General features: G+C 55.0%; 23 protein-coding genes. 8 read left to right on the forward strand and 15 right to left on the reverse strand.

Annotation, left to right across the window (positions count from 1 at the left end; all coding sequences use genetic code 11):
- The first annotated feature begins 12 nt into the window (after positions 1-12).
- Both ACN28R_RS01640 and ACN28R_RS01645 read left to right on the forward strand, forming a co-directional pair.
- The gene (locus ACN28R_RS01640) at positions 13-1647 is read left to right on the forward strand and encodes an ABC transporter permease (protein WP_220701768.1); all 1635 of its coding nucleotides are present in this window, start codon (positions 13-15) and stop codon (positions 1645-1647) included.
- Entirely contained in the window at positions 1644-2690 is a 1047-nt protein-coding gene (locus ACN28R_RS01645) for an ABC transporter ATP-binding protein (protein WP_095833385.1), read from the forward strand. The genes ACN28R_RS01640 and ACN28R_RS01645 overlap by 4 nt, the downstream gene beginning before the upstream one ends.
- A 25-nt stretch (positions 2691-2715) precedes the next feature.
- Here the strand turns inward: ACN28R_RS01645 and ACN28R_RS01650 are convergent, their stop codons facing one another.
- From ACN28R_RS01650 to ACN28R_RS01660, 3 genes are all read right to left on the reverse strand, one after another.
- Positions 2716-3111, reverse strand: a complete 396-nt coding sequence (locus ACN28R_RS01650; RefSeq protein ID WP_048637792.1) for a DUF6515 family protein — start codon at positions 3109-3111, stop codon at positions 2716-2718.
- A gap of 65 nt (positions 3112-3176) precedes the next feature.
- Positions 3177-3536: a hypothetical protein gene (locus ACN28R_RS01655; RefSeq protein WP_053085526.1), complete on the reverse strand. Its 360-nt coding sequence runs from the start codon at positions 3534-3536 to the stop codon at positions 3177-3179.
- A gap of 198 nt (positions 3537-3734) precedes the next feature.
- Positions 3735-4160, reverse strand: coding sequence for a GNAT family N-acetyltransferase (locus ACN28R_RS01660; protein WP_048637793.1), 426 nt, complete (start codon positions 4158-4160; stop codon positions 3735-3737).
- A 156-nt stretch (positions 4161-4316) separates the two neighbouring features.
- Between ACN28R_RS01660 and hpt the strand changes: the two genes are divergently transcribed.
- Positions 4317-4850 (forward strand): hypoxanthine phosphoribosyltransferase, encoded by a 534-nt coding sequence (gene hpt / locus ACN28R_RS01665; RefSeq protein WP_048639827.1) that lies wholly within the window; start codon positions 4317-4319, stop codon positions 4848-4850.
- A 48-nt stretch (positions 4851-4898) separates the two neighbouring features.
- On the opposite strand, the gene can is transcribed toward hpt, so the two are convergent.
- The gene (can, locus tag ACN28R_RS01670) at positions 4899-5540 is read right to left on the reverse strand and encodes a carbonate dehydratase (RefSeq protein WP_048637794.1); all 642 of its coding nucleotides are present in this window, start codon (positions 5538-5540) and stop codon (positions 4899-4901) included.
- A 267-nt stretch (positions 5541-5807) separates the two neighbouring features.
- Here can and ACN28R_RS01675 point away from each other — a divergent pair, with 267 nt between their 5' ends.
- Together ACN28R_RS01675 and ACN28R_RS01680 are read left to right on the forward strand one after the other, a co-directional pair.
- Positions 5808-6731, forward strand: coding sequence for an ABC transporter ATP-binding protein (locus tag ACN28R_RS01675; RefSeq protein WP_095833386.1), 924 nt, complete (start codon positions 5808-5810; stop codon positions 6729-6731).
- A complete protein-coding gene (locus ACN28R_RS01680) occupies positions 6728-7498 on the forward strand; it encodes an ABC transporter permease (protein ID WP_048637796.1) in 771 nt (256 codons plus the stop codon). The genes ACN28R_RS01675 and ACN28R_RS01680 overlap by 4 nt, the downstream gene beginning before the upstream one ends.
- 478 nt (positions 7499-7976) lie before the next feature.
- Here the strand turns inward: ACN28R_RS01680 and panD are convergent, their stop codons facing one another.
- The 9 genes from panD to thpR all read right to left on the reverse strand — a co-directional run bounded on the left by panD (position 7977) and on the right by thpR (position 15442).
- Entirely contained in the window at positions 7977-8357 is a 381-nt protein-coding gene (gene panD / locus ACN28R_RS01685; protein WP_048637797.1) for an aspartate 1-decarboxylase, read from the reverse strand.
- 16 nt (positions 8358-8373) lie between these two features.
- Positions 8374-9228 (reverse strand): pantoate--beta-alanine ligase, encoded by an 855-nt coding sequence (panC, locus tag ACN28R_RS01690; protein WP_095833387.1) that lies wholly within the window; start codon positions 9226-9228, stop codon positions 8374-8376.
- Between the two features lie 155 nt (positions 9229-9383).
- Complete coding sequence (gene panB / locus ACN28R_RS01695) at positions 9384-10178, reverse strand: 3-methyl-2-oxobutanoate hydroxymethyltransferase (protein ID WP_048637799.1); 795 nt, start codon at positions 10176-10178, stop codon at positions 9384-9386.
- Positions 10179-10287: 109 nt separating this feature from the next.
- Complete coding sequence (folK, locus tag ACN28R_RS01700) at positions 10288-10785, reverse strand: 2-amino-4-hydroxy-6-hydroxymethyldihydropteridine diphosphokinase (RefSeq protein WP_095833388.1); 498 nt, start codon at positions 10783-10785, stop codon at positions 10288-10290.
- Positions 10785-12197, reverse strand: coding sequence for a polynucleotide adenylyltransferase PcnB (gene pcnB / locus ACN28R_RS01705; protein ID WP_220701772.1), 1413 nt, complete (start codon positions 12195-12197; stop codon positions 10785-10787). The genes folK and pcnB overlap by 1 nt, the downstream gene beginning before the upstream one ends.
- A 121-nt stretch (positions 12198-12318) precedes the next feature.
- The gene (gluQRS, locus tag ACN28R_RS01710; RefSeq protein WP_095833390.1) at positions 12319-13239 is read right to left on the reverse strand and encodes a tRNA glutamyl-Q(34) synthetase GluQRS; all 921 of its coding nucleotides are present in this window, start codon (positions 13237-13239) and stop codon (positions 12319-12321) included.
- A gap of 175 nt (positions 13240-13414) precedes the next feature.
- On the reverse strand, positions 13415-13870 hold the full coding sequence (dksA, locus tag ACN28R_RS01715; protein WP_048637802.1) for an RNA polymerase-binding protein DksA: 456 nt from the start codon (positions 13868-13870) through the stop codon (positions 13415-13417).
- Between the two features lie 323 nt (positions 13871-14193).
- Positions 14194-14898, reverse strand: coding sequence for a DNA/RNA nuclease SfsA (sfsA, locus tag ACN28R_RS01720; protein ID WP_095833391.1), 705 nt, complete (start codon positions 14896-14898; stop codon positions 14194-14196).
- Between the two features lie 7 nt (positions 14899-14905).
- Entirely contained in the window at positions 14906-15442 is a 537-nt protein-coding gene (gene thpR / locus ACN28R_RS01725; protein WP_048637804.1) for an RNA 2',3'-cyclic phosphodiesterase, read from the reverse strand.
- Positions 15443-15517: 75 nt separating this feature from the next.
- On the opposite strand from thpR, the gene hrpB reads away from it, so the two are divergent.
- Both hrpB and mrcB read left to right on the forward strand, forming a co-directional pair.
- Positions 15518-17962, forward strand: a complete 2445-nt coding sequence (gene hrpB / locus ACN28R_RS01730) for an ATP-dependent helicase HrpB (protein WP_095833392.1) — start codon at positions 15518-15520, stop codon at positions 17960-17962.
- 102 nt (positions 17963-18064) lie between these two features.
- Positions 18065-20548: a bifunctional glycosyl transferase/transpeptidase gene (mrcB, locus tag ACN28R_RS01735; protein WP_095833393.1), complete on the forward strand. Its 2484-nt coding sequence runs from the start codon at positions 18065-18067 to the stop codon at positions 20546-20548.
- Positions 20549-20760: 212 nt separating this feature from the next.
- Here the strand turns inward: mrcB and ACN28R_RS01740 are convergent, their stop codons facing one another.
- Positions 20761-21351, reverse strand: a complete 591-nt coding sequence (locus tag ACN28R_RS01740) for a LysE family translocator (RefSeq protein WP_048637807.1) — start codon at positions 21349-21351, stop codon at positions 20761-20763.
- Positions 21352-21488: 137 nt separating this feature from the next.
- Here ACN28R_RS01740 and ACN28R_RS01745 point away from each other — a divergent pair, with 137 nt between their 5' ends.
- A complete protein-coding gene (locus ACN28R_RS01745; protein WP_095835699.1) occupies positions 21489-22949 on the forward strand; it encodes an aminotransferase-like domain-containing protein in 1461 nt (486 codons plus the stop codon).
- 40 nt (positions 22950-22989) lie between these two features.
- Here the strand turns inward: ACN28R_RS01745 and hemL are convergent, their stop codons facing one another.
- Positions 22990-24270, reverse strand: a complete 1281-nt coding sequence (gene hemL / locus ACN28R_RS01750; protein WP_048637808.1) for a glutamate-1-semialdehyde 2,1-aminomutase — start codon at positions 24268-24270, stop codon at positions 22990-22992.
- Positions 24271-24455 lie beyond the last annotated feature (185 nt).

Raw genomic sequence — 24455 nt, forward strand, 5'->3', positions numbered from 1 at the left:
TGTAACATAAACGTGGCGAGTTATCGTGGTTCGGGTATCCGGCGCTGGCGCGCTGGGAGTTGGCTATGCACAGGATTGTTGCTGTTGCCGATAGCCACTATCTTTTTCCAGACGTTTTTCGCCCGTGGCGATGGTTTCATCCATCTCTGGCAAACCGTGTTGCCCACTTACATTCTCAACTCGCTGGGGTTGGTGATAGCAACCGTGTCGCTGAGTCTGGCGTTTGGCTTGCCCGCCGCCTGGCTGATGACGATGTATCGTTTTCCCGGGCAGCGGCTGTTGCGCTGGATGCTGTGCCTGCCGCTGGCAGTGCCGCCTTATCTGATCGCGTATGTTTATACGGATTTATTGGACTATGACGGGCCGGTGCAGAGGGGGTGGCGTCAGATATTTTCCCTGCATAGCGCCGGTGATTACTGGTTTCCCTCCATTCGCTCGCTTGGCGGCGCCTGCATGGTTCTGGCGCTGGCGCTCTACCCGTATGTTTATCTGCTGGCTCGTAAGGCGTTGCTGGAACAATCGGCAACGCTATTGCAATCCGCCCGCCTGCTGAACCATTCACCCAACAGCGCTTTCTGGCGCATTTCCTTCCCTCTGGCCAGGCCGGCGATCGCCGTTGGCGCATCACTGGTGGCGATGGAAGCGCTGGGGGATTTCGGCACCGTCTCTTATTTCGCTCAGCCTACGTTAACGACCGCCGTTTATGACGCCTGGCTGGGATATGGCGATCTTGGCGCCGCCGCGCGGATTTCCGCGTTAATACTGCTGTTGATCTCTTTTATCGTGACGGCCGAGTTTTACAGTCGGCGCCGTCAGCAAATTTATCAGAAAACCATGGGGCAGGAGCGGGACGGCGTACCGGCCTTGTCCGGAATATACAAGATTGTGGCGCAGGGGTATTGCTGGGGGCTGATTCTGTTGGCGGCGGGCATCCCTTGTATGATGCTGCTTAACTGGAGCTGGCGCTATTTTTCCTGGAGCGCCTCTTTTTTACATTATGCATGGAATAGCGTACTGGTTTCCGTTCCGGCCGCCGGTGTAACGCTGCTGGTCTCCCTATTGCTGGTGTTTTATTCCCGCCTGAGCAATGAACGTTCAGCGAAGACGATGTTGCGTCTTGCCGGCCTGGGATACGCCGTACCCGGTACGGTGCTGGCGATTGGGTTATTGATTCCGCTGGCCGCCTTCGATCACGGCGTGAATATTGCGGCGCGAATGTTGTCGCTGCCTTTACCCGGCCTGTTGTTATCAGGTTCGATAATTGCGCTGGTGTTGGCCTACAGCGTTCGGTTCAGCGCCATGATGATCGGCAGTATTGATAGCAGTATGGCGAAAATTTCTCCCTCACTGGATATGGTGTGCCGGATGTTGCGAAGCTCGCCCGGACGGATGTTGACGCGCGTGCATTGGCCTTTGTTGCGGCGGGGCGTACTGATGGGCTCGTTGCTGGTCTTTAGCGAAAGTATGCAAGAACTGAACGCGTCCCTGTTGCTGAAGCCGTTTAATTTCGAAACCTTGGCCACCTATGTCTTTACTTTCACCTCTGATGAACGGTTGGAGCAGGCTGCGCTACCCGCAATGGTTCTGGTGTTGGTCGGGCTGTTCCCTGTGATTTATCTGAATGCCGTATTGGAAAATAAAAAATGATCAACCCGCCCGATATATTGACCATTGAGCACGTTACCTGTCGTTACCAGCAAAATAATGTGTTGAGTAATTTTTCCCTGTCAGCGCGGGAGCGGGAGATCGTCTGTCTGTTGGGCGCCAGCGGCTGCGGCAAAACCACATTGTTAAACGCCGTGGCCGGACTGATCCCCATCGCCGAGGGAACGATAGCGGTGTCGGGGGAGATCATCGGCAACGGGCAGATTCAGGTGCCGCCCGAGTTGCGTCAGGTGGGCATGATCTTTCAGGACGACGCGTTATTTCCTCACTTAACGGTGGCGCAAAATATCGCGTTTGGGCTGTATGACCGGCCGCAAGACGCCATTGCAACGGTGGTTTCCGAGATGATGGCGTTGGTTAAGCTGGAAGGACTGGATGCGCGTTACCCGCACGAGCTGTCTGGCGAACAGCAGCAGCGGGTGGCCATTGCCAGGGCATTAGCCCGTAAGCCGAAGATCCTGTTGTTGGACGAGCCGTTTTCCAATATTGATAATCAGGTCCGTTATCATCTGATTACCGAATTGCGCCTGATACTCAAACAGCTGCAGGTCGTGACGATATTCGTGACGCACGACAGGGACGAGGCGTTCGCCTTTGCCGATAGGCTGGCCGTGATGGACAACGGCGGTATTGTACAGGAGGGCTATCCGGCAACGCTGTATCAGCGGCCTAACAGTCGTTTTATCGCGGATTACCTGGGCAGCAGCAACTATCTGTCGGTCACCATTCTGAGCGATCATCAGTGGCATAGTATTTTTGGCGATCACACCGCCACCCATGTTCATGGACAACCTATCGGTTCTTCCTGTGACTGGCTGGTTCGGCCGCATGATATCGCATTGGCGCTGGATCCTGACGGTGTCGCGGAGATTGAGGATCGCGTCTTCATGGGGACGTTGAACCACTACCGCATCAGGCTGGATGAACAGATGATACAGGTGCAAAGCAGCATCTGGTTCGAGCCGGGACAACGGGTCAGGTTGAGTATAAAAAACGAACAACCCATCCTGTTTCCCGGCTCATAGCCACGTGCTTATCTTTATTGTATTGTCATAGTCCGGCGGGTTTGGGAACCTCAATGTATTCGCCGTTGATATTGCGTTTGTAATAGAAACCGTTTTTGACATAGAAACGCTCGCCGTTCATGTCCAGTACGGTCATTCCGCCCTGGGTCGTCGCGGTGGCGGCGTTGGGGGGCGTATCAACGACAACGTACTGGTCATTCTGGCGTTGGTAGAAAATGCCGTTTACGACGTAGTAGGTCAGCCCGGCGATTAACACGGTTTCCACCCCATAAGGGAGTCTGTCGAACGACATTCCCGGCCTTGGCCCCCAGCCCCAACCTCCGTGACCAGGACCGCCAGGACCACCGGGACCGGGGTGTGCAATCGCACTCACCGGTAGCAGCAGACTAAGTGCTACAAGAATCGTCAGCGATCTTTTCATACCGTACTCCATACCGATCTTATCTCATCGGATGCAACTCTGAATTTACTGCCTGCGGGTGAAGATTATTTATTGGTTGCCTGCTCCGATGGCGCAAAGGGATCGGGGGGCAGTTCTCTTACCATAACTCTGACTTCGTAATTTTTATCCGCCGCGCCCTTCGGTGTATTGGCGACCAATCTATTTAATGCTTCTTCGGGATTCCGCGTCTGAAGAGAGGCCTCATACAGCGGAGCAGGCGGTGGGAAACCCGGCCCGGCATGAGGGAACTGCGCCATTGGCATGGGCGGCTGCTTCTGTTTAACGATTTCTGGCTTGGCGGCATCAGGTTTAGCCGCTTCAGGCGCAGCCCAGGCCGTGACGCCAGCGGCGGAAAGCGCCAGCAGTAGCGTGGCGATACCGGATAGTTTGATCAGCTTTTTCATACAACCCTCATTGATTGAGATTCTCTCCGGCTATAAGAAACTCAATCGGGCGACGCCGCAATGTGCTTTACGCAGATTTATTTTGTGATAACGCAATCTTATACATTCATTAACAATTGTGGGAATTACGCATCCCGGCTTTGGCGAAACCGCTATGCGAACGGCGTAATGCCTATCCTGGCTGTAGGGGCGTATCGTTTACAGCAGTGCTTTAACCGGGATGACCCAGGCGCTGTCGTGTTTTGTAAAGCCCAGCTTAGGGTAATAATCCACGGCCTGCGGCGCGGCCAGCAGAATGATTTTGCACTGTGAGGATAATTGCTGCGCCGTGAGCTGAATCAGTTTTTTTCCTATCCCTCGGTGTTGCATCTCTTCTGACACGGCCAGGTCGGACAGGTAACAGCAGAAATGGAAATCGGTAACGCTACGGGCAACGGCTACCAGCGTGTCGCCTTGCCAGGCCGAAATCAGCAGGCTGGCGTTTTCCAGCATGCCATTGATGGCGACGCTATCGGACAGCGGACGACGGGAGCCTAATGATGTTTTGGTCAGTAATTCAATGAACTGTTGACTGGAAATAGGCGCATTCACTTTATAATCAATGTCTGTCTCTGGCTTGTTCATTATGGTTCCTGTCGCTGGGGATGGGGCTGGCCGGCGCTTTCTGGTATACTTCGCGCCCTTAGGCGCTATCTGTCTGCACTGGCGCATCATCAATAATCCGGGGCCGAGCCCTTCTTGATGATGCAGAATACCTTTATTCAAAGAGTTATGAGTATGATGAAACATACCGTAGAAGTCATGATTTCTGAACAGGAAGTTATGGCGCGCGTTACCGAATTAGGCCGGGAAATTAGTGAACACTATCGTGACAGCGGCAGCGATATGGTGTTGGTTGGCTTATTGCGTGGGTCGTTTATTTTTATGGCCGATTTGTGCCGGGCGATCGATGTTTCACACGAAGTCGACTTTATGACGGCCTCCAGCTACGGCAGCGGTATGAGTACTACCCGTGATGTGAAGATCCTTAAAGATCTGGATGAGGATATCCGTGGTAAAGATGTCCTGATTGTCGAAGATATTATCGATTCAGGTAATACGCTGAGCAAGGTGCGGGAAATTCTACAATTGCGTTCGCCGAAATCGCTGGCGATTTGTACTCTGCTGGATAAGCCGGAACGTCGGGAAGTGGATGTGAAAGTCGAATGGGTTGGGTTCGCGATCGCTGATGAATTTGTGGTCGGCTATGGCATTGACTACGCACAGCACTATCGGCACTTGCCTTATGTCGGCAAGGTTGTGCCTCAGGAGTAGGCAACGATGCCGCTGATGACGCCCTGCACCGGGCGTCGTTATTGGTGGTCAGGAAAGGGAAGACATGGCCCGACGATAGCGTTGCTCCAGCGTCTCCCGGCTGGTGGCGCTGATTTCCAGATCGCGCAATCGTCCGTCCTGAATACCATAAACCCATCCATGGATTGTCACCTTCTGGCCGCGTTTCCAGGCCGACTGCATCACGGTGGAATGGCCGAGGTTATAAACCTGTTCGACCACGTTGATTTCACACAACGTATTCAACCGCTGTTCGGGAGGCAATTCCCCCAGCAGCGAACTATGCTTGTACCACAAATCACGGATGTGCAGCAGCCAGTTGTTGATTAAGCCCAGCTCGGGGTTTTCTACCGCGGCCTGGACGCCGCCACAGCCATAGTGGCCGCAGATGATGATATGTTCGACCTCTAACACTTCAACGGCATATTGCACCACGGAAAGACAATTCAGGTCGGTATGAATAACCAGGTTGGCGACATTACGGTGAACAAACAATTCGCCCGGTTCAAGGCTGGTCAGGCTTTCTGCCGGTACACGGCTGTCTGAGCATCCAATCCACAAAAAGCGGGGGCGTTGTGCCTGCGCCAGTCGTTCAAAATAACCAGGATCTTCTTCCACCATCGTTGTCGACCAGCGTTGGTTATTGGCGATGAGCGTTTCAATTTCTTTCATGAAAGTAAATGACCTGTAACAAACAAGGAGCAGTGGGAGGTAATATAAGACAACATTCATCGTTTTTAAAACGATAGTTTTATACTCGTCACACTTCAAGCTGCGGCGTTGGCTGCACTTATTACTCAGCCCTTCCCTGGGCTTCGCCCCTTCGGGGTCGCTGCAAGCAGCGTTCAAAACGCCATGCGCTTTGTCCTGCAACTCGAATTATTTAGGGTATAGAATCTAATCTGTAGAACTGACTGATAATAAGGCAACACATTTCTTATGACATATGCACTGGAACTGGCGCAGTTAACCAAAACCTACTCAGGAGGAGTCAAGGCGCTGCGTGGCATCGATCTGCGCGTTGAGGCCGGCGATTTCTATGCGCTGTTAGGACCGAACGGCGCAGGGAAGTCCACCACGATCGGTATCATCAGCTCGCTGGTCAATAAAACCGCCGGCAAAGTTCGGGTATTTGGTTACGATCTTGAGCAGGATGTGGTCAATGCGAAGCGTCAATTAGGGCTGGTCCCGCAAGAGTTCAACTTTAATCCGTTTGAAACCGTATTGCAGATCGTGGTCAATCAGGCGGGTTACTACGGCGTAAAACGTCATGATGCCCTGCAACGGGCGGAAAAATACCTGAAACAGCTGGATTTATGGGGAAAACGCGACGAACGCGCCCGGATGTTATCCGGCGGCATGAAGCGCCGTCTGATGATTGCCCGCGCGCTGATGCATGAGCCTAAATTACTGATCCTTGATGAACCCACCGCCGGCGTGGATATCGAACTGCGCCGCTCCATGTGGGGATTTCTGAAAGAACTCAATGCGCAGGGAACCACGATTATTTTGACCACCCACTATCTGGAAGAAGCGGAGATGCTGTGCCGTAACATCGGGATTATCCAGAATGGCGAACTGGTGGAAAATACCTCCATGAAGCACCTGCTTTCCAAACTTAAATCAGAAACCTTTATTTTCGACCTGGCCATCAAGAGTCCGTTGCCGAAGCTTGATGGTTATAAACATCGTTTGCTGGATACCTCGACGCTGGAAGTCGAGGTCATGCGTGAGCAGGGGTTGAACGGGGTATTCAGTCAGCTCAGCGCGCAGGGGATTCAGGTGCTAAGTATGCGCAACAAGGCTAACCGGTTGGAAGAGCTGTTTGTCACCCTGGTTAATGGTTATGGAGAAAAAGCATGATGCGTTTGTATTGGGTGGCGTTGCAGAGTCTGTGGATTAAAGAGATAAATCGTTTTGGCCGGATCTGGATACAGACGCTGGTGCCGCCGGTTATCACGATGACGTTGTATTTCATTATCTTCGGTAATCTGATTGGTTCGCGTATTGGCGATATGCATGGTTTTGATTATATGCAGTTTATCGTTCCTGGGCTGATCATGATGTCGGTGATTACCAATGCCTATGCGAACGTGGCCTCTTCCTTTTTCAGCGCGAAATTTCAGCGCAATATTGAAGAGTTGCTGGTGGCGCCGGTGCCTACGCATGTGGTGATTGCCGGTTATGTCGGCGGCGGCGTTGCGCGCGGCATTTGCGTCGGGGTGCTGGTAACGGCGGTGTCGCTGTTTTTTGTGCCGCTGCATGTTCATGCCTGGTGGATGATTATTTTAACGTTGGTGCTGACGGCGGTATTGTTCTCACTGGCGGGGTTGCTGAATGCGGTTTTTGCCAAAAGTTTCGATGACATCAGCCTGATCCCGACCTTCGTGCTAACGCCGTTAACCTATCTTGGCGGGGTGTTCTATTCGCTGACGCTATTGCCACCGCTCTGGCAGGCGATATCAAAACTTAACCCCATCGTGTATATGATCAGCGGCTTCCGCTACGGTTTTCTTGGCATTCAGGATGTCCCGCTGGCATTTACCATGGCCGTGTTGATCGCTTTTATCGTGGTGTTTTACATCATGGCATGGTGGCTGATTGAGCACGGTCGCGGGCTGAGAAGCTGATTCGGTTGTTGGCAAATATGCCCTAATCTACAAATGCGTCATGCCCGCGCAGGCGCTGAAGGCTCCCCATAAATCGGAATATGTCATATCGAAGAATATTTCGTGCGCGAAAAGAAAGGCTTTTTCATGCCACGTCGTTGCACGCGCCCGACGCAGGGTGGTTCAAACGCCACCACCCTCCGGACCCGGGCTTGTGGCTGAAATCACGCCGCTGACGCGGTTCCTTCGGCGGCCGTCCCCTTTTCCGAACCGCCAGTGACGCGTTCCCGACGCGGCACTGGCTTGAGCAGCATCCATGCTGCTCATTCGCGGGGTCGTTCACCTCAGCGTAATTTCTTACGCCGTGAGACGAACGGTTTAAGTACTGAATATATGTTTAATATCAGCATGTTAAATGTAAAATATTAACAAGGTATTTTTGTGGGGATTCCTCAGCGCGCAGGCGGGCATCTGTTTTTAATCAATGGGCCTCAGCCATTTAGGCCACCTGCACCGGAATGGCCTTGGCCTGGCGCTGGAGCTCGTTGTCGTCGGAGAAATAAGCGATTTTAGGGTGATGCTCTCTCGCCTGTTCGTCGGACATCTGCACGTAAGAACAGATAATCAGCTTGTCGCCCACGCAGGCGCAGCGCGCGGCGGCGCCGTTTACCGAAATAATCCGCGAGCCACGCTCGCCGGCGATGGCGTAGGTTGAGAAGCGTTGACCGTTATCCACGTTATAGATATCAATCGCTTCGTATTCCAGTATGCCCGCCGCATCCATAAAGTCCCGATCGATGGCGCAAGATCCTTCATAGTGCAAATCAGCCTGGGTCACTTTTACCCGATGTAGTTTGCCCTGCAACATGGTACGTATCATTGTTTGTTACCTCGGGTCATACGGTCAAATCGACCTGCTGGTTATCAATTAAACGCGCCTTACCCAACCAGGCGGCCATTAATACCACCGCTCGGGAACTCTCCGTCGTCAACGGCAGCAGCGTTTCGGCGTCGCGAATAAATAGCTCGTCCGGCGTGAATCCGGCTTGTTTCAGTTGCTCTTCGGTCTGAGCCAGTAATTCATCCAACTGACGATTGCCATCCGCCAACTGCGCCACAACGGTCGCCATGATTCGGTTTAGCCGCGGCGCGATCTGGCGCTGTTCGGCGCTGAGATAACCATTGCGGGAACTGAGAGCCAGCCCGTCTTTCGCGCGTACAATCGGTACGCCGATAATGCTGATGTCATAACCCATATCGCTGACGAGCTGGCGGATTAGCGCCAACTGTTGATAATCTTTTTCGCCAAAGCAGGCCAGGTCGGGCTGTACCATGTTAAACAGCTTGCTCACAATGGTCGCGACGCCCCGGAAATGACCGGGACGGCTGGCGCCTTCCAGCATATAAGAAAGACCGGGAACTTCGACAAACGTTTGCTCTTCCAGCCCGTTCGGGTATATCGCATCCGGACTTGGCGCGAAAACCAGATCGACCTCGCGCCGAGTCAGCTTCTCACAGTCTTCCTGCAACGTTCGTGGATAGTGGGTCAGATCGTCCGGTCGTTCAAACTGCATCGGGTTGACGAAAATACTGACAACCACGATATCAGCGCGTGCCCTGGCTTCATCAACCAACCTCATATGCCCATCGTGTAAATTACCCATCGTGGGAACCAGGGCGATACGTTTCCCCTCCTGGCGCCAGCGACGGATTTCACGACGCAGCAGTAGAGGGGTTTCAATAATCAACACGTCTACACTCCTTAACGAAAGCAGCACATATATCCTTCATCTTTCAAGCTGCATCTGCGTTGGCTTCCCTTACTCGCCCCAGTCACTTACTTGAGTAAGCTCCTGGGGATTCATTCGGTTGCCGCCTTGATGCAACTCGAAACCTATTGGATATTTTAATGGAAAGAATGTTCTTCGGCTGGATAAGTACCTTGTTCAACTTCCTGCACATAAAGACGCGCGGCCGCGCGGATGTCGCCGCTTTGCGCCAAAAAATTCTTGGCAAATTTGGGCGTCTTTTCACCCGTGATGCCAAATGCGTCATGCATGACCAGAATTTGCCCATCGGTAACGTTGCCTGCGCCGATACCGATAACCGGAATAGAGAGGGCTTCAGTGATGCGTTTCGCCAACGCCACTGGCACGCATTCCAGCACCAGCAGCTGCGCCCCGGCCTGTTCTATGGCCCTGGCATCATCGAAGAGTTGATTGGCTGCGGCTTCATCCCGGCCCTGGACTTTATAACCGCCGAAAATATTGACGGACTGCGGCGTCAGACCTAAATGACCGCACACGGGAACGGCGCGTTCCGTCAGCATCCGCACGGTTGGCGCCAGCCAACTCCCTCCTTCCAGTTTCACCATGTTTGCGCCTGCGCGCATCAGTTCCGCCGCCTGGCCGAATGCGTGTTCCGGCGTGGAATAGCTCATGAACGGCATGTCGGAAAGGAGCAAGGCAAGCGGCGCGCCGCGGCGGACGCACTGTGTGTGGTAAACCACATCATTGATGGTTACGGGCAGGGTGGAGTCGTGCCCTTGTAGTGTCATACCCAGTGAGTCGCCAATCAGCATCACCCGGATGCCTTGTTCAAAAAATAAACGGGCAAAGCTGGCGTCGTAAGCGGTAATTGAGGCGAACTTCCGCTGCTCTTGTTTCCATTGGCGCAAGTGGGATAGGGTCGTCGGTTTCATGACAGCCTTCCTAAATCAATCAATAGGGCGAAGAAGTAAGGTGGATCATTCTAATGGATGCGAACGGACAGCGATAGCGATCAAACGCTCACTTGGATCAACACTTAGGTCAGCCGACGCTGTCGTTATCCCAAAGGGTTAAGCCGTTGCGGTCGATGTGCGTCAGAAGGCGCGAAAGCGGCTCGCCATCGGGTAAAACCAGTTCGGGAGCGATCTCCGCCAGTGGATAGAGCATAAATTCGCGGTTTTTCATATCGTAGTGGGGAATGATCAGTCGCGGTGTGTTGATGACCGCGTTGCCGAATAACAGGATATCCAGATCCAGCGTGCGGGGGCCCCAACGATGCGCTTTACGCTCCCGCCCCTGTTCCCGCTCAATGGCTTGCGTATGATCCAACAGTTGTTCAACGCCCAGGGCGCTCTCCAGTTCCGCCACGGCGTTCAGGTAATCGGGCTGATCCTGCGGGCCCAGCGGCCGGCTACGATAAAAGGATGAACAGCGGACCAAACGGGTTTGCGGCACGGCATCCAGCGCGTTCAGGGCCGCTCGCGCCTGCTGCAGCGGGGACGCGAGATTGCTGCCCAACGCCAGATACACGCGTGTCATCAGGCATTTTCTCTGCGAGCGGCGGCTGGCTTGCGTGGGCGGCGCGGACGGGAGCGGCGGTGGGGCGTCGGGCCGTCGTTCAGCGAATTCAGCATGGTCTGCTGACGCGGCGGCGGCGCGACCTGGAACTCTCCCCACCATTGCGCCAGACGCAATAGCTCCTGATGATTCTCTATTTCGGCGCGCAGGCAGAGCAAATCATAGGCCGCCCGGAATTTTGGATGTTCCATCAGTTTGTAGGCGCGTTTACCCTGACGCCGTGACAGGCGCAGTTGCAATTGCCAGATATCGCGAACTAATGAGGTAATGCGTTTGGGGATGGCCAGCGAACGGCATTGCTCATCCAGAATGTCATTCATCGCCAGTGAGAACGCATCAAAATAGGCCAGACCGCTTTCTTGCGCCAGCTTTTGCGCATGTTCAATCAACGGATACCACAGCATGGCTGAGAACAGGAAAGCCGGGTTAACCCGCATATTGTTTTGCAGACGTTGATCGGTGTTCTTTAACACCTGCTCGACCATTCGTTCCAGCGTCGTGTCGCCGGCTTCGGTAAAGTTACCGCTGATTAACGGGAACAGCGGCTGGAATAGCTGGTATTCACACAGCATCTTGTAAGTCGGATGACCGTAACCGGTCTGCAGCAGCTTCAGCGACTCTTCAAACATCCGCGCCGCCGGGATATCGTGTAGCAAGGCGGCAAGCCGGGGAATCGGTTCGGCGGTTTCGCGGCTGATGGTCATACCCAGTTTGGCGGCGAAGCGAACGGCGCGCAGCATGCGCACAGGATCTTCGCGGTAGCGGGTTTCCGGGTCGCCGATCATGCGAATAACCCCCTGACGCAGATCGTTCAGGCCGTCGGTGTAGTCCCGTACGGTGAAATCGGAAATGCTGTAATAGAGGCTATTGATAGAGAAATCGCGGCGTTGCGCGTCTTCCTCGATGGAACCAAAAATATTATCACGCAACAGCATGCCGCTCTGGGCCTGCTGGGCCGAGTTCTTCGCTTCTTGCTGCTCCAGATGCTGATCGTGATGTCCGCGGAAAGTGGCGACTTCGATCACTTCCGGCCCAAACATGACGTGGGCCAAACGGAAACGACGGCCGACCAGACGGCAGTTGCGGAATAGTTTACGTACCTGATCGGGAGTGGCGTTGGTGGTGATATCAAAATCTTTCGGCTTTTTGCCCAACAGCAGGTCACGAACACCGCCGCCGACCAGATAAGCATCAAAGCCCGCTTTACTCAGGCGATAAAGTACTTTCAGTGCGTTATCACTGATATCACTGCGTGAAATATTATGTTGGTCACGCGGGATCACGGTCAGATGTTGACGCGGTTCCTCGGTTTCGACCGTTTCGTTCTCACGATTCAGTACTTTACGGCAAAAATTAGCGACTCGGGTAAAGATAATACACCTCGATAGTGATGAATAATTTAAAGACACAACAAAAAACTTTTGGGAGAAGTTTTTGACGTCGCTCCCAGCGACGGCCCGCAAGGGCGGCGCGCTATAAAAAAATAGCGGCTAATCATAGCTCACCAGGCTCAGTTTGAGAATGCTGATGTGATCGACGGCCGATTTTTGCCGCTTGCCGGGGGATTGACGAAAGCGACCAATGCGCGACAGACCACTCAAGTAATGCCGGGAGCGTTAAGTCTTGCCAGCTTTCAGGCAATGGCTGACGCAGAAACTCTAATGCGGCGATCAATACCGGACGCGGATCGCTATTCGGCAACGACGGGGCGTGATTTTGTTTGGAGAGTTTATGCCCGTCCGCATTCAGCACCAGCGGCAGATGGATATAAGCGGGTTCGTTATAGCCCAACTGGCGATATAACGAAATTTGTCGCACCGTGGGTTCTATCAGATCCGCTCCGCGCACAATCTCCGTGACGTTCTGTTCATGATCGTCGACGACCACGGCCAGATTATAGGCAAACAGCCCGTCGCGACGATGAATAATAAAATCTTCGCTCGCTAATGCCGGATCCGCATGAATCTCGCCACTTAGCTCATCATGGAAGCGGAAGACCGGCGTGGTCTGTCGTATGCGGATCGCGGCATTTTCCGCTGGCAGATTACGATCCCGGCAGTGGCCGTCATATCGGCCGCCGATCTGCTGGATACGGCTACGGGGACAGGTGCAATAGTAGCTCAGTCCTTGTCGAGCGATCCAGTGGAGTACCTCTTGATACCGCGCATGGCGCTGTGACTGATAGGTCACTTCGCCGTCCCAATAAAGGCCATAGTGCTCTAACTGGGAGAGAATTCGCGTGGCGGCGCCGGGAATTTCACGAGGAGGATCGATATCTTCAATACGAACCAGCCAACGCCCATGACGGGCACGAGCTTGCAGATAACTGCCGAGCGCGGCAATCAGTGAACCGAAGTGCAGATCGCCAGACGGGGATGGGGCAAAGCGACCGGTGTAATAATCTGTTTTAGACATAAAGTTAAGAACAACGCCGCGATACCCGGCATTTTACAAGCCGCAGGTATGCTGGCCGCTCTCAATAATTCGCCCTTTTGCGGGCCGGTAAACAATTAAGCGGGAATCATTCCCGCAGTATCTATCCCTGGGCGCGATGGTCTTGTCCGCAGGGATAGACTGTTAGGATGAGTGATTATCCTGCCATCTGCTTTTCGCGTATTTCCGCCAGGGTCTTGCAGTCAATACACAAATCAGCTGTTGGACGGGCTTCCAGACGACGGATGCCAATCTCTACGCCGCAGGATTCGCAATAACCGAAGTCTTCATCTTCGATTTTTTGCAACGTTTTGGCGATCTTCTTGATCAGCTTACGTTCACGATCGCGGTTGCGCAGTTCGAGGCTGAACTCTTCTTCCTGAGCTGCACGATCCACCGGATCGGGAAAATTGGCTGCTTCATCACGCATATGCGATACAGTACGATCCACTTCATCCCTGAGTTGGTTGCGCCATGCTTCAAGAATACGCTTGAAATGAGCCAGCTGAGCGGCGTTCATATACTCTTCGCCCGGCTTCTCCTGGTACGGCTCTACTCCGGCAATTGCGAGAATGCTCAGAGAAGATGTCTTACGGTTTTGCCCTTCTTGCATGTTGCTTCTCCTACATAACACGACACGCACTATACCCGTCTTACTCGAAGTTACAGCGTTGTTTAGCGCTCCTCATTTATCCGACTAACCTACCTGTGTAGGCGCATCGGATTCACTCGTTTTGCTTTACTGCAAATCCAATATATTGGGTATATCGACCCCCTAAGGGGGAAAACAGGCCGCTATAAATAACAGATGAAGATTGGGTTGGCAATGGTTCCTGACACCGGCCTGATAAAGTGTGAGGAACAACGTATTATCATCAGATGATAAACAATGTGTTAGCGTGCTATTGCATGGTCACTTTATTTATCTATTTATCGCTATATTAGTAACGGCAACCGATCCGTAAGCTTGATGCCATCGGGAGATAATTTGGCGCCATAACATAAAACTTCAACCCCCCGTTGCTGCGCCGCGATGAATAATTCAGCATAACGCGGGTCAATATGCCGTGCGGGGGAAACCTGTTTGATACCCGAATGCAATACCGCGAAAAACAGCACTGCCCGCTCACCGTTGGCGACGACCTGTTGCAGTTCCCGCAGATGCTTTTGCCCCCGCAGGGTAATCGCATCGGGAAAATAGCCCTGTCCTTGTTGCAATAATGTAACAGATTTCACCTCAATATAGCAGTTAATCCTGCCTGGCGCCTGTAATAACAAGTCTATCCGGCTGTTTTCCGAACCGTACTTCATTTCGGTTTTGCAAGACGTATAACTTGCTAACGATTCTATCCGATTGTCAATCAATGCTTCGTGCAAAAGTGTGTTGGCACGCAGAGTATTCACACAAATCCAGTCGTTCTGCTGTGTCTCGGTCAGTTCCCAACTATGCGGATATTTACGTTTGGGGTTGTCGGAGGTGGAGTACCAGACCGTATCGCCGGGTGTTGCACAACCGGTCATGGCGCCGGTATTGGCGCAATGAATCGTGAGTTCTTTTCCTTCTGGCGTCACCACGTCGGCAAGAAAACGTTTGTAACGTTTAATTAACCTTGCCGGCTGTAAGCGGGGCATATATTGCATCGGTATCCTATTTTTGTTTCGTCAGCGGCCAGCTTGCTATGGCCTGATAGCGAGTCCTGCCATTTTCAAACAGCGACTGGTACAGGGAGAAATGGCGTATGGGAATCGACCAGTTGAAATCAGCGGGAGGCAAGGCGACAGGCCGGGTGGCGCCTCGCAACAGAGTGATGTGCGGGTGGAACGGCTGCGCGCTCTGATGACAGCCGTTGCGAGCCGCCTGAGAGCGCAATAGATCGGCCAATTGCAGTAACCCGCGGGACGCCTGCCGACAACCCATCCACACGACGCCAGGACGCGGCCATTGGCCCGCGTCATTCAGATTTAGCGTAAATCCGGGTTGGCCGATCCGTCCCGCCAGCGTGCGCAGCGCCTGCTCTTTTTGTGCGCTGACCTCGCCAAGAAAAGCCAGCGTCAGATGAAGATTGGCGGCCGCAACCGGTCGGCCGGCTTCCGGCGGAAAGTGGTCGGCGCGCCAGCGGACGATCTCCTGCTGGACGTTTTCTGGCAGCGATAAGGCAAAAAACAGGCGTCGGGTCGGGTGCATGTCGCTCTCTTAAGTTCTGGTTCCATCCGATGCTACAATGCCTGCCAGTGAAAGTTAACCTTTACGGAGATTTCTGTGATTTTACCGCCCGTCAGTGCCGTCCTGGGTGATGTGATAACCGCGTTGCACATGTCGTCTCAGGTTTTGTTGAATGCGCCGACCGGTGCGGGGAAATCAACCTGGCTGCCGTTGCAACTGCTCCGTCAGGGGAAACTGGACGGAAAGATTATCATGCTGGAACCTCGCCGGCTGGCGGTAAAAAGCGTGGCCTGGCGTCTGGCGCAGCAGTTAGGAGAAGAACCAGGGCAGACGATTGGCTATCGGATGCGCCTGGAAAGCCGCGTCGGCGCGGCAACCCGTCTGGAGGTCGTCACCGAAGGTATTTTGACGCGCATGCTGCAACAGGATGCCGAACTGAAGGGCGTCGCGCTGGTTGTGCTGGATGAGTTTCACGAACGCAGTCTACAGGCCGATCTGGCGCTGGCGCTGTTGCTGGACGTTCAGCACGGGCTGCGCGACGATTTAAAGCTCCTGATTATGTCCGCCACGCTGGATAACAGCCGGCTTGCCACGCGGCTTCCCGATGCGACGACGGTGGTATCGGAAGGGCGCAGTTACCCGGTTGAACGTGACTATTATCCTTTGAATAGTCAGGAACGGCTGGAAGAGGGCGTCGCCCGTCAGGTAATGCGTTTATTAGCCGAGCAGCCCGGATCGCTGTTGCTGTTTTTGCCCGGCGTCGCCGAAATCAAGCGGGTAAATGCTTTGCTGGCGGACAGCGTGGCGGGTGACGTGGATCTGTGCCCTTTATATGGCGCGCTGACGCTGGCGGAACAACAGAAAGCTATTCTGCCGTCGGATAAGGGGCGGCGTAAGGTGGTGCTGGCGACCAACATTGCCGAAACCAGTTTGACTATCGAAGGGATCCGGCTCGTGGTGGATAGCGGTCTGGAGCGGACCACGCGCTTTGACGTCAAAAGCGGTTTAACCCGGCTGGTTACGCAGCGCATCAGTCAGGCGTCAATGGTGCAGCGTGCCGGACGCGCCGGCCGATTGAGCGCCGGCGTCTGCTGGCATTTATGTTCTCGTGAACAGGCGGAACGCGCCGCGGCGCAAAGCGATGCTGAAATACTTAACAGCGATCTCGGCAGTTTTTGGCTGGATCTGTTGCAGTGGGGCTGTACGGACGCCGATCAGTTAATCTGGCTGGATCCGCCGCCGATGCCCGCGCTGCGGGCGGCCCGTCAACTCTTGCATCAATTACGCATTACCGACGCGCGGGGCATGTTGACGTCCGAGGGGCGGAAAATCGCCGCATTAGGCTGCGATCCGCGGCTGGCGGCCATGCTGACGGCCGCGGCACGGCAGAGTAACGATGCGTTGGCCACGGCGGGGTGTCTGGCGGCGATATTGGAAGAGCCGCCTCGCGGCGGATCGATAAATCTGCTGGATTGGCTGCATCGCCCGCTGGCGCACTGGCTGCGGCGGTCACGGCAGCTTACTCGCCGTTTGTCACCGGAATCAGGCCGTATTGATGAAGGATGGGCTGTCTGGCTGCTTGCTCAGGGGTTTGCCGATCGTATCGCCCGACGGCGCAGTCAGGATGGCCGCTACCAGTTGGCAAACGGCGCCGGAGCGATGATGCCGGCGGATGAAGCGCTGTCCGGCGCCGATTGGTTATTGGTTCCCGCTTTATTGCAGAACAGTCATAATGCCGATGCGCGAATTTTACTGGCGTTGCCGCTGGATATTGCGCGTTTGGAACAGCAGTTGCCCGACTTGATTAGCGAACATAACGTGGTGCACTGGGACGAAGAAAAAGGTACTCTGCGCGCCAGCAAACGTAGCCAGATCGGATGCCTGACGTTACGTTCCCGTCCGTTAAGCAAACCCTCCGATGAGGAGTTACAGCTGGCGATGTTGGCCTGGCTGCGGGAACAAGGACTTGCTGCGCTGAATTGGAGCCCGGCGGCGCAACAACTGCGCGTTCGGCTGCGGTGCGCCCGCCAGTGGCTGCCCGAGGTAAACTGGCCGCCGGTGGATGAAGAAACCCTGCTGGCGACGCTGGAGCAGTGGTTACAGCCGTCTTTGTCCGGCGTGAGGGATTTGCGTGCGTTGCGCCAGATCGATCTGGTTGAGGCGTTAATGCGCTTGCTGGATTGGCCTTTACGTCAGCGGCTGGATAGGGCGTTGCCCAGTCATTACACGGTGCCGGGCGGCAGTCGTCTGGCGATAACCTATTATGAGGATAAGCCGCCAGTGCTGGCGGTGCGGATGCAGGAAATGTTTGGCGAACGTCAAAGCCCGATGTTGGCGGAAGGGCGCGTCGCCTTGGTGCTGGAGCTGTTGTCGCCGGCTCAGCGGCCTTTGCAGATTACGCAAGACCTGGCTGCTTTTTGGCAGGGCGCTTACCGTGAGGTACAAAAAGAGATGAAAGGGCGTTATCCCAAACATGTCTGGCCGGACGATCCGGCGAATACGGTTCCGACACGGCGCACCAAGAAATATCAGAATCATTAATTTCAGATGTTTCCTCTTCCTTGAAGAAGGCGCTGGAAACAGAGTAGGCGCCTTGAGCGTAAAGCAAAAGGGCCGTTACAACCTGACGGAGAAGTAACAAGCATGTCTCGGGATGACCGCGAACCTATTGGACGTAAGGGAAAAACGTCGAGACGTAAACCTGCTCGCAGGCAGGAAGTACGGCGCCGCAGGGATGACGACTATGATGATGATTATGAAGATTATCAGGATGATTTTGATGACGATGATGATGATGGCTATGATGATGAGGACGCTATGACGAACAAACCGCGCAAGAAACGGCGTTGGCTGGGACTCTTCATCAAACTGGCCCTGATTTTTGCCGTGCTGCTGGCGATGTATGGCGTGTATCTCGACAGTCAGATTCGTGCCCGTATCGAAGGCAAGGTGTGGCAGCTGCCGGCGGCGGTGTACGGACGAATGCTCAATCTTGAGCCCGGGATGCCTTATAACCAGAAAGAGATGATCAGCCTGCTGGAAGGGATGCAGTATCGTCAGGTTAGCCGCATTACCCGTCCCGGCGAGTTCAGCGTACGCGGCAACGGCATTGAAATGCTGCGGCGGCCCTTCGATTTTCCTGATGGCAAAGAAGGACAGATTCATGCTCGCCTGACGTTCAGCAACGAGCGTCTGTCGCAGATCCAGAATCTGGATAATCAGCGTAATTTTGGTTTCTTCCGTCTCGATCCGAAGTTAATCACCATGATGCAGTCGCCGAATGGCGAACAGCGGTTGTTTGTGCCGCGAGCCGGATTTCCCGATCTGCTGGTGGATACGTTGATCGCCACCGAAGATCGCCATTTCTACGAGCATGACGGCATCAGCCTGTATTCGATCGGGCGCGCATTTTTAGCCAATATCACCGCCGGCCGCGCGATCCAGGGCGGGAGTACGCTGACGCAACAGTTGGTTAAAAACCTGTTCCTCACCAATGAGCGTTCCCTGTGGCGTAAAGCGAACGAGGCTTATATGGCGCTGATCATGGATTATCGCTATAGCAAAGATCGCATTCTGGAACTGTACCTTAACGAAGTGTACCTCGGTCAGAGCGGCAGCGATCAGATCCGCGGATTTCCGTTGGCCAGCCTCTACTATTTTGGCCGTCCGGTGAATGAGCTCAGTCTCGATCAGCAGGCGCTGCTGGTGGGCATGGTGAAAGGCGCGTCGCTGTATAATCCGTGGCGTAATCCTAAAATTACGCTGGAGCGCCGCAATCTGGTATTGCGCTTACTGCAGAATCAGCAGGTTATCGACGCCGATCTGTATAACATGCTGAGCGCGCGTCCGTTGGGCGTTCAACCCAAAGGCGGGGTGATCAGTCCTCAGCCGGCGTTTATGCAACTGGTTCGTCAGGAGCTACAGCAAAGGCTGGGAGATAAAGTCAGCGATCTGTCCGGCGTGAAGATTTTCACCACGCTTGATCCGGTATCGCAGGATGCGGCGGAGAAGGCGGTAGAGGATGGGATTCCGGCGTTAAGGGCCGCGCGCGGCGTTGACGATCTGGAGGCGGCGATGGTGATCGTCGACCGTTTCAGCGGCGAGATCCGCGCCATGGTCGGGGGATCGCAGACGCAATACGCCGGATTCAACCGCGCCTTGCAGGCGCGCCGTCCTGTGGGGTCGCTGGCCAAGCCGCCTACCTATCTGGCGGCGCTGAGCCAGCCTGACACCTACCGTCTGAATACCTGGTTGGCGGATGAACCGCTGTCGCTGAAGCAGCCCAACGGCCAACTGTGGCAGCCGAAAAACTACGATCGCCAATTCCGCGGGCGCGTCATGTTGGTCGATGCGTTGGCGAACTCGCTTAACGTGCCGACGGTGAACCTGGGGCTGGCCGTCGGGTTGGATCAGGTTACGGCGACGTTGAAGAGTTTGGGAATTCCGGCGAACGTTATCGAACCCGTGCCATCAATGCTGCTGGGGGCGATCAGCCTGACGCCAATGGAAGTGGCGCAGGAATACCAGACGATAGCCAGCGGCGGAAATCGTGCGCCGTTATCGTCTTTACGTTCGGTGATTGCCGAAGACGGCACCGTGTTGTTCCAGAGCTTCCCGCAGGCTGAACGCGCCGTTCCCGCCCAGGCTGCCTACCTGACGTTGTACGGCATGCAGCAGGTGGTGGCGCGGGGGACTTCACGCTCGCTGGCGGTCAAATTCCCGAATTATCACCTGGCGGCGAAAACCGGCACCACCAACGATCTGCGCGACAGCTGGTTTGCCGGCGTGGACGGCAAGGAAGTGGCGATAAGTTGGGTGGGGCGCGACAACAACGGGCCGGCAAAACTGACCGGGGCGAATGGCGCATTGACCATCTATCGCCGCTATCTGGAAAACCAGACGCCGCTGCCGCTGATGCTGACGCCGCCAGAAGGCATCACGGCCATGACCGTGGACGCCAGCGGCAATTTTGTCTGTAACGGCAGCAGCGCCGGGCGAACTTTACCGATATGGACGGATAATCCGCAGGCATTGTGTCAGACCAGACCGGCGCAACCGGCTCAGCCAGAGCAACAACAAAATGGCGACGGCGTGGCGGACTGGATCAAGGAAATGTTCGGTCAGTAACTCTTCCTCTTATTCAGACTGCTGACAAAGCCTGTTATTACTCGCCTCACCCCCGTGGTCGCTCCGGGTATCTCGATCTCATCACAATGGGTTTGTCATCAAACTCTATTATCCCCCGCTTGTTCGGGGGATAATTTCATCTGATTTCCAGATGGCAAATCCTTTCACCTTTCTCATCTGATGCTGAAAAATGATGGTTGAATCGCAATGCATTATGCGGGAATGCCAACCGCCTCCAGCAGCATCCAGAGGGCGGTGATCACCAGCGACAGCGCCATGATGCCGTTGAACAACCGCAGTTTCCAGGGGGCTTGAAGGTGCTTGCCGATTAGGTCGCCAAATGCCGCCCATACCAGAATGCATGGTAGGTTTAGCGCCATAAAGGCGAACATGATGGTGAGAATGCCGCTGCTGGCGGTATAGAGCAGCGCCACGTTGCTGGCCATCAACCAGGCTTTGGGGTTGACCGCCTGGAACAGCGCGCCCTGAAGCAGGGTCATCGGCTGGCTTTTAGCGCGTAACTCCGGTGCGGATGCTCGCATAATTTTCCAGGAAAGCCACAGCAGATAGCCGCATCCCAGCACGGTGAGCGGCACTCTTACCGCGCTCATCCAGCTCAGCAACAGCTCCAGCGCCACGCCCATCAGCGCCGTTTGCACCGCGCAGCCAAACATAATTCCCAATAGCATGGGCAGCGTACGCCGTATGCCGAAATTAACACCGGAGGTCGCCAGCAGCAGGTTGTTGGGGCCGGGGGTAATCGACATGACGGTGACATAGCTGAGAAAAGAGGGATCGAGCATGGCGTTTTCCTTTAATGCTGAATGAGAACGCCATAATAAGTGGAATAAAGATATGGTAACAGTTACAGATAAATACTATTGTAATGAGCACAGTTACAGTGAAGTTTTAATTGTACCCATCGATTGGCGAGGTGATTGTGTCCAGTATCGACCCACAAGAAAGCACGCTTTATCAGCAGTTGGCTGAAACCTTTGCCACGGCGATCCACCAGGGGACCTGGTTGCCGGGAAGTCGTTTGCCCGCCATCCGCCGCGTAGCGGGATCGCATCAGGTGAGTGTGAATACCGTGCTGAATGCCTGGCGCATTCTTGAGGATCGCGGTTTGATCGAAGCCCGCCCGCAATCAGGCTATTTTGTGCGTGGACGTTTGCCGCCGTTGACGAAAACCTGGCAGCACCGTGCGCAGGTCATCTCGCCAAGCAGCGATAAATTAGATCTGATTGATTCGGTTTTCGCCGCGCAAAATCATCCCGACTACCTCAACATTTCGCTCGCTTGCCCACAAAATAGCGATTTTTACCCCGCCGCGAAGCTCGGCCGTATTACCGCCTCGCTATTGCGCCGTCAGCCGGACATGATTGGCCGCTATGCTTTGCCGCCGGGCAGTGAGCGGCTGCGGCGCGAGGTGGCGCGGCGGGCGATGGAGTCCGGCATGGCGTTGAGCGGCGGCGATATCACGGTAACCCATGGCTGCATGGAGGCATTGCAACTGGCATTACGAGCCGTGACCCAGCCGGGTGATTGCGTGGGGCTGGAGACGCCAACCTACTTTTATCTGTTTCCTCTGTTGGCCAGTCTGGGACTGAAAACGCTGGAGATTCCGACCAGCCCGCAACGCGGGCTTTCATTGGATGCATTGGAACTGCTGCTTTCAGAGCAACGGCTGCAGGCGATCGTCGCCATGCCCAATGTACAAAATCCACTGGGTTGCAACATGACGTTGGAAGATAAAAAGCGGCTGGCGAAATTGGTTAACGATTATCAGGTTCCGCTGATAGAAGACGGTTTGTATGGCGAACTACAGTTTAGCTGGCCGCTTTCTCCAGCGGTTAAGGCGTTCGATCGTGATGGCTGGGTGATTTACTGTTCCAGTTTTACGAAAACGCTGGCGCCGGATTTTCGTATCGGCTGGATGGCCGCCGGGCGCTTTAGCGCGACGGTGGCGCGGTTAAAAGCGGTGTCGTCAATGGCGGAGTCTACCCTGCTGTCGGAGACGCTGGCGCAATTTTTGGAATCAGGCGGCTACGACCACCATCTGCGCTCGATACGCCGCCGCTATGCCGCCCAGTTGGATGAGGCCCGCGGACTGATCGCCCGCCATTTTCCGCAAGGCACCCGCGCCACGCAACCGCAGGGCGGCTTTGTCTTCTGGTTGGAGATGCCGGGTAACGTCGACGGCGTGGCGCTGTTTCATCGCCTGTTACAGGAGAAAATCTGTGTGACGCCCGGAGCGCTCTATACCCTGAGCGACCGCTGTCAACATGCGATTCGTCTCTCCTGCTGTTATCCCTTTGATGAGCGCTACACCTACGCGCTTAAGCGCGCAGGCGCGCTGGCCTGTGAAATGAGCGGCATTGCGCCGGGCAGCGAAAGTTAGTCGCTCGCTACAACCTTCGCGATGCGCGATCCTGATGCGCTTATAATTGAGCGAAACTGCGGCGCGCCGCCTCGATAGTGCGCTCAATATCCTGCTGGCTGTGGGCCAGAGACATAAAACCGGCTTCGAAGGCGGAAGGCGCCAGGTAAACGCCTTCTTCCAGCATCATGTGGAAGAAGCGCTTGAAACGGTCTACGTCGCTCGTCATGACTTCCTGATAGCAGGTGACGCGCCCGGCATCGGTGAAGAATAGCCCAAACATTCCTCCGGCCTGATTGATCACCAACGGAATATTGGCCGCTTTCGCCGCCGCCGACAGCCCGGCGGTAAGCTGTTCGGTCAGCTCGGTGAGCTTTTGGTGTACGCCGGGTTTGGCCACTTCCGTCAGGCAGGCAAACCCGGCAGCCATCGCAATCGGGTTACCGGAGAGCGTTCCCGCCTGATAAACCGGGCCGGTTGGCGCCAGCGCCTGCATCACTTCTCGTTTGCCGCCGAATGCGCCGACCGGCATGCCGCCGCCGATAATTTTACCCAGACAGGTCAAATCAGGCACCACGCCGTAGTGAGCCTGTGCGCCCGCCAGCGCAACGCGAAATCCGGTCATCACTTCATCAATGATCAATAAGGCGCCGAATTCGTCGCACAGCGCCCGCAGCCCCGGCAGGAATTCCGGCAGCGGCGGCACGCAGTTCATATTGCCGGCGACGGGTTCGACGATAACGGTGGCTATCTCCTCCGGGTATTGTTCAAAGGCGGAACGCACCGAGGCCAGATCGTTGTAGGTGCAGGTCAGCGTGTGGCGGGCGAAATCCGCCGGTACGCCGGGTGAATTCGGCTGACCCAGCGTCAGGGCGCCGGAACCGGCTTTCACCAGCAGACAGTCTGCATGTCCGTGATAGCAGCCTTCGAATTTGATGATTTTGTCGCGTCCGGTAAAACCGCGCGCCAGCCGGATCGCGCTCATGGTCGCTTCTGTCCCGGAGTTGACCATGCGCACCATATCCATGGTCGGCACCAGCGAGGTCACCAGTCGCGCCATCTGGACTTCCATCTCCGTTGGCGCGCCAAAACTCAATCCACGTTCGGCGGCGGCGATGACCGCCTGACGAATGGCCGGGTGGTTATGTCCCAATATCATCGGCCCCCAGGAGCCAACGTAATCAATGTAGGATTTGCCATCGGCATCGTAAAGATAGGCACCGTCTGCCCGTTCGATAAACAGCGGAACGCCGCCCACGCCGTTAAACGCACGGACTGGCGAATTCACGCCGCCCGGAATGAGTTGCTGCGCCGCCGCGTACAGACTTTCAGATTTATTCATTAAAGGGTCCTGACTTTGCGTTTGTCGTGGAAAGTAATGCCATTCTAATCAACTGACCACGGTTATGAAATCATTGTACTGAGATCGAACCCGATCAACCGGTGAGATGGCTGGCGGAACCGCTATCGTGGCTGCATAATGCGTGGAGCCAGGCATCAATTGACGTCAAATATTGAACGTTTTAA

The organism is Brenneria goodwinii (assembly GCF_002291445.1).
In the GTDB taxonomy this organism is placed as follows: Bacteria; Pseudomonadota; Gammaproteobacteria; order Enterobacterales; family Enterobacteriaceae; genus Brenneria; species Brenneria goodwinii.

Excerpts from the sequence above, each read along its gene's own strand:
- sfsA (WP_095833391.1), bottom strand. The coding sequence starts at position 14,898 with ATGCAATATATGCCCCGCTTACAGCCGGCAAGGTTAATTAAACGTTAC.
- gluQRS (WP_095833390.1), bottom strand. The coding sequence starts at position 13,239 with ATGTCTAAAACAGATTATTACACCGGTCGCTTTGCCCCATCCCCGTCT.
- ACN28R_RS01660 (WP_048637793.1), bottom strand. The coding sequence starts at position 4,160 with ATGAACAAGCCAGAGACAGACATTGATTATAAAGTGAATGCGCCTATT.
- ACN28R_RS01740 (WP_048637807.1), bottom strand. The coding sequence starts at position 21,351 with ATGCTCGATCCCTCTTTTCTCAGCTATGTCACCGTCATGTCGATTACC.
- thpR (WP_048637804.1), bottom strand. The coding sequence starts at position 15,442 with ATGCACCCGACCCGACGCCTGTTTTTTGCCTTATCGCTGCCAGAAAAC.
- hpt (WP_048639827.1), top strand. The coding sequence starts at position 4,317 with ATGAAACATACCGTAGAAGTCATGATTTCTGAACAGGAAGTTATGGCG.
- panD (WP_048637797.1), bottom strand. The coding sequence starts at position 8,357 with ATGATACGTACCATGTTGCAGGGCAAACTACATCGGGTAAAAGTGACC.
- can (WP_048637794.1), bottom strand. The coding sequence starts at position 5,540 with ATGAAAGAAATTGAAACGCTCATCGCCAATAACCAACGCTGGTCGACA.
- panB (WP_048637799.1), bottom strand. The coding sequence starts at position 10,178 with ATGAAACCGACGACCCTATCCCACTTGCGCCAATGGAAACAAGAGCAG.
- ACN28R_RS01650 (WP_048637792.1), bottom strand. The coding sequence starts at position 3,111 with ATGAAAAGATCGCTGACGATTCTTGTAGCACTTAGTCTGCTGCTACCG.
- dksA (WP_048637802.1), bottom strand. The coding sequence starts at position 13,870 with ATGCAAGAAGGGCAAAACCGTAAGACATCTTCTCTGAGCATTCTCGCA.
- ACN28R_RS01680 (WP_048637796.1), top strand. The coding sequence starts at position 6,728 with ATGATGCGTTTGTATTGGGTGGCGTTGCAGAGTCTGTGGATTAAAGAG.
- hemL (WP_048637808.1), bottom strand. The coding sequence starts at position 24,270 with ATGAATAAATCTGAAAGTCTGTACGCGGCGGCGCAGCAACTCATTCCG.
- ACN28R_RS01675 (WP_095833386.1), top strand. The coding sequence starts at position 5,808 with ATGACATATGCACTGGAACTGGCGCAGTTAACCAAAACCTACTCAGGA.
- folK (WP_095833388.1), bottom strand. The coding sequence starts at position 10,785 with ATGACACGCGTGTATCTGGCGTTGGGCAGCAATCTCGCGTCCCCGCTG.
- ACN28R_RS01655 (WP_053085526.1), bottom strand. The coding sequence starts at position 3,536 with ATGAAAAAGCTGATCAAACTATCCGGTATCGCCACGCTACTGCTGGCG.
- ACN28R_RS01645 (WP_095833385.1), top strand. The coding sequence starts at position 1,644 with ATGATCAACCCGCCCGATATATTGACCATTGAGCACGTTACCTGTCGT.
- mrcB (WP_095833393.1), top strand. The coding sequence starts at position 18,065 with ATGTCTCGGGATGACCGCGAACCTATTGGACGTAAGGGAAAAACGTCG.